The 11404-nt window shown below is 68.9% G+C and carries 9 protein-coding genes; 6 read left to right on the top strand and 3 right to left on the bottom strand.

What is annotated here, in order from left to right; genetic code table 11:
- Positions 1 to 875 precede the first annotated feature (875 nt).
- A complete protein-coding gene (locus DDF62_RS05740) occupies positions 876 to 3698 on the bottom strand; it encodes a TonB-dependent receptor plug domain-containing protein (RefSeq protein WP_116488185.1) in 2823 nt (940 codons plus the stop codon).
- A gap of 471 nt (positions 3699 to 4169) precedes the next feature.
- Between DDF62_RS05740 and DDF62_RS05735 the strand changes: the two genes are divergently transcribed.
- The gene (locus DDF62_RS05735; protein WP_116488184.1) at positions 4170 to 4691 is read left to right on the top strand and encodes a hypothetical protein; all 522 of its coding nucleotides are present in this window, start codon (positions 4170 to 4172) and stop codon (positions 4689 to 4691) included.
- Positions 4692 to 4765: 74 nt separating this feature from the next.
- On the top strand, positions 4766 to 5176 hold the full coding sequence (locus tag DDF62_RS05730) for a TIGR01244 family sulfur transferase (protein ID WP_116488183.1): 411 nt from the start codon (positions 4766 to 4768) through the stop codon (positions 5174 to 5176).
- A gap of 7 nt (positions 5177 to 5183) precedes the next feature.
- Here DDF62_RS05730 and DDF62_RS05725 read toward each other — a convergent pair whose 3' ends face one another.
- The gene (locus DDF62_RS05725; protein WP_116488182.1) at positions 5184 to 5336 is read right to left on the bottom strand and encodes a hypothetical protein; all 153 of its coding nucleotides are present in this window, start codon (positions 5334 to 5336) and stop codon (positions 5184 to 5186) included.
- A gap of 66 nt (positions 5337 to 5402) precedes the next feature.
- Between DDF62_RS05725 and DDF62_RS05720 the strand changes: the two genes are divergently transcribed.
- Positions 5403 to 6302, top strand: coding sequence for an MBL fold metallo-hydrolase (locus DDF62_RS05720; protein ID WP_116488181.1), 900 nt, complete (start codon positions 5403 to 5405; stop codon positions 6300 to 6302).
- Between the two features lie 178 nt (positions 6303 to 6480).
- On the opposite strand, the gene DDF62_RS05715 is transcribed toward DDF62_RS05720, so the two are convergent.
- Positions 6481 to 8532 (bottom strand): TonB-dependent siderophore receptor, encoded by a 2052-nt coding sequence (locus tag DDF62_RS05715; RefSeq protein ID WP_208866830.1) that lies wholly within the window; start codon positions 8530 to 8532, stop codon positions 6481 to 6483.
- Between the two features lie 19 nt (positions 8533 to 8551).
- On the opposite strand from DDF62_RS05715, the gene DDF62_RS05710 reads away from it, so the two are divergent.
- The 3 genes from DDF62_RS05710 (at position 8552) to DDF62_RS05700 (ending at position 11390) form a co-directional block, all read left to right on the top strand.
- Positions 8552 to 9769 (top strand): acetyltransferase domain-containing protein, encoded by a 1218-nt coding sequence (locus DDF62_RS05710; protein ID WP_165832180.1) that lies wholly within the window; start codon positions 8552 to 8554, stop codon positions 9767 to 9769.
- Positions 9770 to 9990: 221 nt separating this feature from the next.
- A complete protein-coding gene (locus tag DDF62_RS05705) occupies positions 9991 to 11202 on the top strand; it encodes a GAF domain-containing sensor histidine kinase (RefSeq protein WP_116488180.1) in 1212 nt (403 codons plus the stop codon).
- A complete protein-coding gene (locus DDF62_RS05700) occupies positions 11199 to 11390 on the top strand; it encodes a hypothetical protein (RefSeq protein ID WP_116488179.1) in 192 nt (63 codons plus the stop codon). The genes DDF62_RS05705 and DDF62_RS05700 overlap by 4 nt, the downstream gene beginning before the upstream one ends.
- The last annotated feature ends 14 nt before the right edge of the window (positions 11391 to 11404 follow it).

Below are 11404 nucleotides of genomic sequence, written 5' to 3'. Positions count from 1 at the left end.
CTCCCGCGTTTGCACGCGTTAGGTCGGGGAGGCGCGGAGCGGCCGGGCGGAGCCCGGGGACCGTGGGTTTGTTTAGCGTTTCGGCTTCGTCGACCGCTCCGCCGCGTCGTTATTCCGAAGGGCCGGAGGCGCGGGTGCTGTTTCAACCCTGGACCCGGCTGTCCCACGGACGGGCAGGACCAATAGCCCCGCGGTAATCCGGCGGCGGCCTCGGCTGATCCTGTTAGGCCGGTTTGAACGATCCCGGCCCTGTCGACCCGCTCGTCGCGTCCTGGAACGGCTTGGCGGCCCAATCACGCCTCGTGAGCGCTCCTGCAAACCCGCCTTTTCCACGACGCTCCGAGCGGCCCCGCTCGATGCGGTCCTCGCCACGCTTGGGCCGGTACCAAGAGCCCTCCCCATGGCGGGGACGGGTTTGATTATGCGAGCGACCTGAGTCCCGTCGGATCAACAACGCCTATTTTTGTGCAGACTGTTGATTTCGTGTGGGTTTGCTTTGGATTTCGCGGGGATGGACTGTGCGCGAGGGACCCTCCCCCAGAGGGGGAGGCGATCGCGCAGCGATCGGTGGGGGTGTTGGTGGGAACCGGCCGGCGCACCGGAAGCTGAAAACTTCCCCCCACCGGCCTTCGGCCGCCTCCCCCACGGGGGGAGGTTCCTCTTGAGCGTCTCGCCACGAGGGCGAGGGAGGCGGATGTATCGGTGGGGGATGACCGGCCGGCGTCTTGGAAGCTGAAAACGCCCCCCCCTCCGGCCCTCCGGGCCACCTCCCCCAGAGGGGGAGGATCAAACAAAAACGGCGGGTCCTTGCGGACCCGCCGTTGATGCCGTCGAGCCCGGCGATCCGAGGACCGCCGGGACGAACGCCAGGCTGCTTAGAAGCGCAGCTTGGCGCCGAGGAAGTACGAACGACCCAGGATGTCGTAGGTGTTCGGGTCGGTGTTGCCGTCCGGCGAGTTGTCGAACACCGGCGGCTTCTTGTCGCCGAGGTTGCGGACGCCGCCGAAGACTTCGACGTTGTCGTTGACGGCCCAGCGGGCGCTGACGTCGTGGTACATGAAGGCCTTGACGGTGTTGTAGCCGCCATCCTCGAAGTCGGGGATGTTGCCCTGGTTGTCCATCTTGCCGACGTAGGTGCCGGTGTAGGCCAGACGGACCGGACCGACGTCGTAACCAACGCGCAGGCTGGCCTTCCATTCCGGCAGCGAGGCCGAGATGTTGTAGGCGCCGATGGTGCCCTTGTACTCGATGCCGTCCAGCTCATAGCTGTCGAGGTAGGTGGTCGACAGGTCGAACTGCAGCTTGTCGCCCCAGACGCCGCCGGCCCACGGCACGTTCCAGCCGTACGAGACGGCCACGTCGATGCCCTTGGTCTGCAGAGCCGACACGTTGCCGAGCGGCGCGCGGGCCTTCAGGTTGCCGGCCGCGTCGCGGTAGATCAGCGGCAGGTTGATGCCCGAGTCGAAGCAGGCGGCCGAGGTCAGGTTGCCCGAGGCGAAGCAGTCGTTGACGATGCCCGAGACGCCGCCCTTGATCGTGCCGATGTAGTCGTCGATCTTGATGTCGTAGTAGTCGACCGTGGCGCTCAGGCCCGAGATGAAGCTCGGCTGCCAGACGACGCCGAAGGTGATCGTTTCCGACTTCTCTTCGTTCAGGCTCGGGTTGCCGTAGAAGAACGACTCCGTCTGGGTGTTCTGGGCGACGAAGTTGCCGGCGACCGGATCATAGCCCAGCTGAGCGGTACAGAAGGTGCGAACCGAGGCCGACAGGGTGCGGGCAGCGCCCGTGCCCGGGTTGACGGTGGTGCAGGGGTCGAGCACGGCCGGGAAGCCCTGGTCGCCCGACTGGTACAGTTCGAACACCGACGGAGCGCGGCTGGCCTTCTGGAACATGGCGCGCAGCTTGATGTCCGAGATCGGCTTGTATTCCAGGCCGACCTTGTAGCTGTAGACGCTGCCGACCGACGAGTAGTCGGAGTAGCGGCCGCCCAGTTCCAGGCCCAGGTACTGCACGCCGGTCACGTCGGCGACCAGCGGAACCACGGCTTCGGCGTAGAGTTCGCCGACGCTCGAGGCGCCGCCGACGGCGCGTTCGGCGTTGAAGCCGAAGATGTCGCCGGCGTTCTTGGCCGCGTCGGGGGTGAAGGCCAGGCTGTCTTCACGCCATTCGGCGCCGACGGCCACCGACAGGTCGCCGGCCGGCAGCTTGAACAGCGGACCGGTGGCGTACACCGAACCGACGTTACGCTCGAACACGGTCAGGTCCGAGAAGTTCAGGCGGATGAAGTTGGCCGCGGCGGGCGAGATCGTGCCGGCGCCGAACATGTTCAGCGGGGCGCAGGTCGGGAACAGGGCCAGCGAGGCGGTCGAGCAGCTGGTGGTGCTGGCGCCGGCGCCCGAAGCGATCGCCGCGGCGACCTTCGAACGCGAGACGTCGTTCTGCACGCCGACGCGGAACTCGGTGCGGCCGAAGCTGTAGAAGGCTTCACCGGTCCAGCCGTGGCCCAGATCGGCCTTCAAGCCGAGGTTGATCTGGTACAGGTCGGAGTCGCGGGTCTCGACGCGCGGGCCGACTTCTTCCATGCGGCGATCGAAGAAGATCGGGGCCGTCGGGTTCGGACGGGTGGCCAGCAGGGCGGCCAGGGCCGGCGAGACGAAGGCGTTGTTGTACGGGATCTGGATCGCGGTGGCCGGGGTCGGGGCCAGCTGAGCCGAGTTGCGGCTGTCCGAATAGAACAGTTCAGCCGTCGCGGTCAGGCGGTCGGTGATCTCGTAGTTGCCCAGAGCGGTGATGTTGAAGCGCTCGCCCGGCGACAGCAGGTTGTTGACCGGCGAGAAGTTGTAGCGGTCGCCAGCCAGGGTGTTGACGAACGGACGCGGGGTGCCGTTGGTGTTGAAGCCGTAACGGACGTTCAGCGGGCTCGAGGTCGAACCGCCGAAGGGGTTGGTGCCGATGGCGCTGGCCGCGCCGGTCACGCCCGTGCCCGAACCGCCGGCGTTGGAGACCAGCGACCACGGACGGTCGGCGTTCGGCAGGATCTTGTCGCGGCTGTAGTAGTTGGCGTAGGCGGTGACGTTGCCCTTGCCGTCCGGCGAGTTGGCGCCGATCAGCACGTAGGTGTTGGTGGTCTTGCCGTCGCCGATTTCGGTGCCGGTCCACTGGGAGCCGACTTCGACGCCTTCGAAGTTCTTCTTCAGCTGGAAGTTCACCACGCCCGACAGGGCGTCCGAACCGTACACGGCCGAGGCGCCGCCGGTGACGATCTCGACCTTGTCGATCAGGGCGGTCGGGATGTTGTTCAGGTCGACGGTGTTAGCGCGCGTCGACGGGTTCATGCGGTGACCGTTGACCAGCACCAGGGTACGCGACGCCCCCACGCCACGCAGGTCGACGGTGGCCGTGCCGTCCGACGGGTTGTTCGAAGCGGCGGTCAGGCCGGGCATCACCTGCGGCAGGCGGTTCAGCACGTCTTCGGTGGTGGTCGAACCGGCGGCCTGGATGGCCTCCGACGTCACCGTCGAGATCGGGCTGTTGGCGACGTAGTCCTGGCGCGCGATACGCGAGCCGGTGACCACGACGGCTTCGATTTCCGTCGACTCGCCTTCGGGAGCCGTCTGGGCCGACGCCACACCGGCGCTGGCCGCGGCGATCGCGAGGCCGCTGATGATGGTCGTCGTCAGCAGGCGCTTACGCGTCATCTGAATCTTCAATGGAATCCCTCCGAGAATGGACCGGCAGGGACAGAAGTCGCCCGCCGTATGCCCACGTCTTGCAATCCCAGGCTGCTCACAGCCCGGTTGGCGGGGACGTTAGGAGCGCCCGCTCTCGGCGGTCAATTTCCGATTACGGTTATGTAACGTGAAGCATCGTGCCTGTCGCAAATTGAACACACTGCTGTCGCCTATGCGGCAGATTACAGCCGCCAGAACCGCGTTATACGGCCAAGCTAGCGCATGATTGTTCAAATAAGGCGGCTTAGTGGCAATTTTCTCCACTTTGAAATAACGCGACTATCGGAATATGTTCACTTCCTGAAACGCGATTCCCGCACGACGCTCCCCTTCAGGACCTCGTGGGCGGCCATAGTGGCGCCACAATCTGACCGCGTGTCATCCACGACACATATCGGTCCCCGCCCGGGACCACTTACTCGCCAGTCGGATCCGTTCATGCGCTCGATTCAGCTTCCGCTCGCCCTGCTCGTTCTCGCCGCCCTCCCCGCCACGGCCTTGGCCGCTCCCGCCGGGCCGACCGCGCTGGACGCGGTGACCGCCTGCCGCGCCATCCCCGAGGCCGAGGCGCGCCTGGCCTGCTACGACAAGGCCGCCAGCGCGCTGGTGGCGGCGGACGCGGCCGGCGACATCGTGGTGCTGGACCGCCAGAAGGTGGAGAGCGCCAAGCGCGAGGCCTTCGGCTTCAACCTGCCCAAGCTCGACCTGTTCGGCGGCAAGGGCGAGAAGGCCGAGGCGCTGGACCGCGTCGAGGGCGTGGCCAAGCAGGCCTGGCAGAACGGAACCGGCGGCTGGACCATCGTGCTGGAAGACGGCGCCAAGTGGGACCAGGTCGGCCGCGACCCGGTGCGCCGCGCGCCCAAGCCGGGCTCGAAGATCGCCATCCGCAAGGCGTCGATGGGGAGCTTCTTCCTCAATATCGACGGCCAGACCGCGATCCGGGCGCGCCGCGTCGACTAGTAGGGCTTGCCCTGGCCGCCCGCGCCGCGCATCTGAAGGACCTTATTATAGAGGTTCTTCGAGGCCCGACGCCCATGACCGATTTCCGCCGCGTGACCGACAGCCTGTCGGTCAGCCCCCAGATCACCGCCGAGGACGTGGCCCGGGCCAAGGCCGAGGGCTTTTCGCTGATCGTCAACAACCGTCCCGACGGCGAGGACCCCAGCCAGCCGACCAGCGCCGAGATCGAGGCGGCGGCCAAGGCCGAGGGCCTTTCCTACCTGCACGTGCCGGTGCGCGGCGGCCCGACCCAGGATCAGGTGGACGCGGTGCGCGAGGCCGTCGAGGCCGCCGACGGCCCGGTCCTGGCCTTCTGCCGCTCGGGCACGCGCTCGATCGTCACCTGGTCGATCGGCCAGGCCCTGTCGGGCGCGTCCGATCGCGAGACGCTGGTGAAGCAGGGCTACGAGGCCGGCTACGACCTCTCGGGCGTCCTGCCGCACTAGGTTGGCCCTAGTAGCCGCCCAGCGTACCGACGCGGGCGGCCATCGGGCTGGGCTCGGGTTCGCAGGACGCCAGCACGAACTGCGCCGCAATGAGACACAGGACGGCGAAGGCCGCGCGCTGGAGCCGTTTTGAGACAAAAATCGCCGTGTCGGCCGCCATGATCCGTACTCCGCAGGGTTTACGGTTCGTTAAGCGCAAGACCGGCGCCGCTCAGGATGGGTCGCGATGATCCCCTTCGTCCGCGAGATCGAGTTCGAGTACGGCCGCTGCGACCAGGTCTCGCCGCTGATCCGGCGGGTGATCGCCGACAATCCCGGGCCGTTCACCTACACCGGCACGGGGACCTACATCGTCGGCCGCGGGACCGTGGCGGTGATCGATCCCGGCCCCGACATCCCCGCCCACCTGGACGCCCTGCTGGCGGCGATCGAGGGCGAGACCGTCAGCCACATTCTGGTGACTCACCACCACGCCGACCACTCTCCCCTCGCCGGCCCGCTGGCGCAGCGCACGGGCGCGCGGATCTGGGGACGGGCGGCGCCGGCGCTGGAGGTCTCGGAAGAGACCGGCGTGCAGCTGGACGCCGAGGACGACGGCCATTTCCGGCCCGACATCGAGATCACCGACGGCGACGTCTTCGAGGGCCCCGGCTGGACGCTGGAGGCGATCACCACGCCGGGGCACACCTCAAACCACGTCTGTTTCGGCCTGAAGGAAGAGAACGCCCTCTTCAGCGGCGACCACGTCATGGGCTGGTCGACGACGGTGATCACCCCGCCCGACGGCGACATGGGCGACTATTTCGAAAGCCTGGCCAAGATCCAGGCGCGGAACTTCCAGACCCTGTGGCCGACCCACGGCTCGCCGGTGCGCGAGGTCGCGCCGTTCCTCGCGGCCTATGTCGACCACCGCCGGGCGCGGGAGGCGCAGGTTCTGGCGGCGCTGGCCCAGGGTCCGGCGCGGATCAAGGCCATCGTGCCGGTGCTCTACGCGGCGGTGGACCCGCGCCTGCACCCGGCGGCGGCGCTGTCGATGCTGGCGCACCTGGTGCTGCTGGTGCGGGAAGGCCGGGTGATCTGTGACGGGGCGCCGGGGCTGAACAGCGAGTACCGGCTGGCGGGGTAGCGCCCAGCCTCCAATCGTCGTCATCCCGGAAAGCGCGCAGCGCTTATCCGGGACCCAGGGGACGGGGCGCTACGCCAAGTTTCGCCGCCAAATCGGCAGCCAACGCAGTGCGGCGGCTCCTGGGTCCCGGCTCTTCGCTACGCTACGGCCGGGATGACGAGCTTTGGGGGTTTGAACGCTACAGCCGCGCCTTGACGCTGGCCCGCAGCGTGCGGGGCGCGCCGGGGAAGATCCAGACGGGGCTGTAGGAGCTCTGGGCGTAGTGCTCGTCGAAGAGGTTGTCGACCTCGAGACGGACATCGATCTTCGGCGTCACGGCGTATTCCACCGCCGCCTTGGCCTTCCAGTAGGACGGCAGGATCAGGCCCGAGCCGTCCAGCGCCCCCGCCCGGTCGCCCATGTAGCTGGCGCCCACCGTCAGCGACCACCTGTCGAAGGTCCCCACGGCGAAGGCGCCGCCCGAATGCTCGGGCACGTTCAGCACCGCGTCGCTGGCGAAGGCGGTGTCGTCGGCCTTGGCGTCGGTCCAGGCATAGTTGACCACCACGCGCCAGGCGGCGCTGACCTCGAACGAGCCGTCGAGCTCGACGCCCCGGCTGGTCAGCTGGCCGACGGGGGCGAGGAAGCTGGCGTCGACGGGATCGTTGGCCAGGATGTTCTGCTTTTCGATGTCGAACAGCGCCACCGCCAGGTCGACGCCCGGCCAGCGTCCCGAGAGCCCCAGTTCCCAGCCCTTGCCCTTCTCGGGCGCGAAACCCTCGCCGGTGCGGCCCGTGCCGGAGTTGAGCAGGAACGAGCGGCCCCAGCTGGCGTGGGCGACCACGGCGTCGGTGAGCTGGTAGCGGGCGCCCAGGCGGTAGTCGACGGGCGAGCCCTCGCCGCGCCCCACCGCGCCGGTGCGGTTGTTACGCACGGTCTGGCGGTAGTCGTCGACCCGCACCCCGGCCAGCAGGCTGAGGCGCTGCGTGGCCTGCCACAGGTCCTGGGCGTAGAGGGTGGTGACGCGCCGGGTCTCGCGGTTGTCGGTGAAGGGCAGGAGCGGCAGGGCCTGGCCGCCATAGACCGGATCGTCGATCGAGATCGCGTGCGGCGCGGCGGCGGTGGGATTCCGGCGCAGCAGGAACTCGCTGTAGTCGAGGGTGTAGCCCTTCACGCCGACATTGAGGTGGTGGGCGCCCAGGCGGCCGTCGAGCTCGATGCGGCCCGAGACGTCCTCCACCGAGTAGTCGCGCTCGCGCCGCTGGCGCCACAGCTGGCGGCCGACCAGGCGCGACTGGTCGCTGGAGAAGCCGTGCATGTCGCCCGTGCGGTAGGCGAACCCGGCCGTCAGCCGCCAGTCGGGCGAAAGCTCGTACTCGCCGGTCAGCTGGTGGCGCTCGTTGCGGAAGCGGGTCGTGCCGTCGCCCGGCTCGCCGAAGAACCGCGAGCGCGGGATGGCCAGGGCGTCGCCGTTCACCGCCGGCACGCCGCGGTCGAAGGGCGCGTCGAAGACGGTGAACTCGCCCACATAGGTCAGGCGCAGGGCGTCGCTCGGCCGCCAGGTCAGCGACGGGGCGATGGCGCGGCGGTGCAGTTCGACATGGTCGCGCCAGCCGTCGCTGCGCTCGTCGGCGACCACCAGGCGGGCGGCCAGGGTGTCGGACAGCGGACCGGTGAAATCGATCTCGCCCCGGCGCAGGCCATAGGAGCCGACCGTCGCCGCCACGTGGCCCCCGCGAACGAATTGCGGGGTCTTGGAGACGATGTTGACGCGGCCGGCCGGGTCGATGTCGCCGAACAGGGCGCCGGCCGGGCCTTTCAGAATCTCGACACGCTCGGCCGTGGCCGGGTCGCGCGGCGGGGCGAGGCCCCGGTTGGCCAGGAAGCCGTCGACATAATATTCCGCCCCGCCGTCGGGCGTGCCCAGAAAGCCCCGGATGGCGAAGTTGTCGAGGAAGCCGCCGCGGTTGTTCTGCTGCGAGACGCCGCTGGTCAGCTCCAGCGCGTCGGCCAGACGTCCGGCCCCGACGGCGTCGAGCAGGTCACGCTCGACCGAGCGGCTGGACGGCGAGGTGGCCTGGGTGATCTCGCCCGCGCCCAGGGTGACGTCGCGGGCCGCGCCCCGCCGGCCCAGGATGACGATCTCGCCCACGGCGTGGGGCTCCGTCTCGGCGGCCGGGACGGTTTCCGGCGGCTCGGCGGCGGACAGGGCCAGCAGGCATGCGCTGACGCAGCTCCACGACAGGGGCAAGAGGACAACTCCGTTTGTAATGTTATTTCATATCAGCTATGCCGCCCAGGTGATGCTGTCAACCAATCCCGTCTCCACCGCCCTCCCCGCGCCTTCAGCCGGCCGGATCGCCGCCATCGACGCCCTGCGGGGCCTGGTGATGCTGCTGATGATGGTCGACCACGTGCGGGAATTCTTCTTCATCCACGCCCAGGTCTCCGACCCGATGGACGTGGAGGCGACAGCCCCTGCCCTGTTCTTCACGCGCCTGGCGGCGCACCTGTGCGCGCCGGTGTTCGTGGCGCTGACGGGCCTGGCGGCCTGGCTGTACGGCCGCAAGGCCGGCGGGAACGATCCCGCCGCCATCGCCCGCGCCGCCTCGGGCTTCCTGTTCAAGCGGGGTCTGTTCCTGGTGTTCCTGGAGCTGACCTTCGTCAGCTTCGCCTGGAGCTTCGACCTGACGCCCAGGACCTATTACCTGCAGGTGATCTGGGCGATCGGCCTGTCGATGATCGCGCTTTCGGCCCTCGTCCACCTGCCGCGCGCGGCGCTGGTCGCCGTCGGCCTGGTGATCGTGCTGGGCCACAACCTGCTGGACCCGATCAGCATCGCGCAGGGCCAGCCTGGCCATGCGCTCTGGGCGATCCTGCACGACCGGGGCTTCATCGACCTGCCCTGGGGGGCGCGGGCGCGGACCTCCTACCCGCTGCTGCCGTGGATCGGGGTCGCGGCCCTGGGCTTCGGCATTGGTCCGTGGTTCGTCGGCGCCTGGCGCGACCGGCGCAATCGCCTGCTGGCGACGGGCCTCTGCGCCCTGGCGCTGCTGGTGATCCTGCGCAGCCTGAACGGTTATGGCGAGACGCCGTGGGTCGTCGGTTCCAGCCCGATCCGCACGGTGATGAGCTGGCTGAACGTCACCAAGTATCCGCCCTCGGCCGACTTCCTGCTGCTGACCCTGGGCCTCGGCGCGCTCTTGCTGGCGGGACTGGAAAAGGCGCCGGCGCGGCTGGTTTCATGGCTGGCGGTGCTGGGCGGCGCGCCGCTGTTCTTCTACCTGGTCCATCTCTACGCCCTGCACCTCCTGCAACTGCTGGCGGTGACGGTGCTGGGCCCGAACCAGGGCGAGGTCTGGAGCCTGCCGGGCGTGGCCTCGATCTGGCTGCTGGCGGCGCTGGTGGCGGTTCCCTGCTGGTACGCCTGCCGATGGTTCGGCCCCGTCAAGCGGGCCAGCCGGCAGCCGTGGATGAAGTATCTCTGACCGCTCCCTTCCCCCTTGATGGGGGAAGGGTCGGGGATGGGGGTGATCAGCTGAGTTGGCGACCGTGCGCGGCCTTTGACGCCCAGCCACCCCCACCCCTGCCCCTCCCCCATCAAGGGGGGAAGGATTGAAGGGTTTGTCCGATACTCGACACACGCCCCCGCTCCGGGTGAAATGGCGGTTCGGCGTCTCCCCCCGCGCCGGCAGCGTTACAGGACCCGATGTTCACCAGCGACGAGACCGCGCGCCTGGCGGCCCTGCACGAGTACGGCCTCGTGGACACCCCGCCCGAGGCGGCGTTCGACCGGATCACGGCCCTGGCGGCCGAGCTGTTCGACACGCCGATCGCCGCCGTCACCCTGATCGACGCCGATCGGCAATGGATCAAGTCGATCGTCGGGCTGGAGCCGGGCGGCACGCCGCGCGAGGACGCCTTCTGCCACTACACCATCGAATCCGACGAGGTGATGGAGGTGCTGGATCCGGAGGGCGACGACCGCTTTCGCGACAACCCCTTCGTCACCGACGATCCCAACATCCGCTTCTACGCCGGCGCGCCGCTGCGGCTGCACAGCGGCCATCGGCTGGGGGCGCTGTGCGTCATCGACCAACGGCCTCGCCCGCCGCTGACCGCCGAGGAGAAGCGGCGCCTGAAGGCCCTGGCCCAGATCGTCGTCACCGAGATGGACCTGAGGCTGCTCAACGCCCGCAACGAACTGCTGACCCGCCGGGCCCAGGCCGCCACCGAGGCCAAGAGCGAGTTCCTGGCCAACATGACCCACGAGTTGCGCACGCCGCTGACCAGCGTGATCGGCTTCAACGGCCTGCTGGCCGCCTCGCCCAACCTGCCCGAGCGCGAGCGCATGCTGGCCACCAAGGCCAAGTCGGCCGGCGAGAAGCTGCTGACCATCGTCAACGACGTGCTCGACCTGGCGCGGCTGGAAGCCGGCGTCGCCGACCTGGCCGCCGAGCCGATCGACGTGGCCGAGGCAGCGCGCTCGGCCGTCGAACTGTTCGCCGAGCGGGCCCTGGCCAAGGAGATCGCCCTGACCGCCGAGATCGCCGGCGCCCTGCCGACGGTGCGCGGCGACGCCTCGCGCCTGCGCCAGATCCTGGTCAACCTGCTGGGCAACGCCCTGAAGTTCACCGAACTGGGCCAGGTCAGCCTGGTCATCGCTGCGCGCGACGGCGACCTGGTGATGACCGTCACCGACACCGGCGTGGGCGTTCCCGCCGACCAGCTGGAGCGGATCTTCGAACGCTTCGAGCAGGCGCCGGGCGCGGCCAGCCGCTTCGGCGGCACGGGCCTTGGCCTGGCGATCTCACGCCGGCTGGCGCGGCAGATGGGCGGCGATATCACCGTGAGGAGCCGGGTCGGCGAGGGCTCGGTGTTCACGGTGACCCTGCCGGGAAGCGATCAGGCCGCGCCATGACGCACGACCTGATGAACGACCCTGACTTCCGGATCGAGGTGAGCCGCAAGTCCTACGAACTGGAACAGACCTACGGCTTCAACGCCTATCGTCGCGCCGAGCGCCTTTCAGAGACGGCCCGAGCCGAGGGCGACGACGACGCGGCATACTTCTGGTCCATCGTCGCCATGGACCTGACTCCGCGCTGAAATCGCGCCGCCAG

This window comes from Caulobacter radicis, from assembly GCF_003094615.1.
GTDB classification, from domain to species: domain Bacteria; phylum Pseudomonadota; class Alphaproteobacteria; order Caulobacterales; family Caulobacteraceae; genus Caulobacter; species Caulobacter radicis.
The sequence above is the reverse complement of the archived record's forward strand: the minus strand, read 5'-3'. Positions and strand labels throughout refer to the sequence as shown.

Bases quoted from the DNA above. Each gene is read 5' to 3' on its own strand.
- DDF62_RS05705 (WP_116488180.1), top strand. From the start codon at position 9,991: ATGTTCACCAGCGACGAGACCGCGCGCCTGGCGGCCCTGCACGAGTAC.
- DDF62_RS05720 (WP_116488181.1), top strand. From the start codon at position 5,403: ATGATCCCCTTCGTCCGCGAGATCGAGTTCGAGTACGGCCGCTGCGAC.
- DDF62_RS05710 (WP_165832180.1), top strand. From the start codon at position 8,552: ATGTTATTTCATATCAGCTATGCCGCCCAGGTGATGCTGTCAACCAAT.
- DDF62_RS05700 (WP_116488179.1), top strand. From the start codon at position 11,199: ATGACGCACGACCTGATGAACGACCCTGACTTCCGGATCGAGGTGAGC.
- DDF62_RS05740 (WP_116488185.1), bottom strand. From the start codon at position 3,698: ATGACGCGTAAGCGCCTGCTGACGACGACCATCATCAGCGGCCTCGCG.
- DDF62_RS05735 (WP_116488184.1), top strand. From the start codon at position 4,170: ATGCGCTCGATTCAGCTTCCGCTCGCCCTGCTCGTTCTCGCCGCCCTC.
- DDF62_RS05730 (WP_116488183.1), top strand. From the start codon at position 4,766: ATGACCGATTTCCGCCGCGTGACCGACAGCCTGTCGGTCAGCCCCCAG.
- DDF62_RS05725 (WP_116488182.1), bottom strand. From the start codon at position 5,336: ATGGCGGCCGACACGGCGATTTTTGTCTCAAAACGGCTCCAGCGCGCG.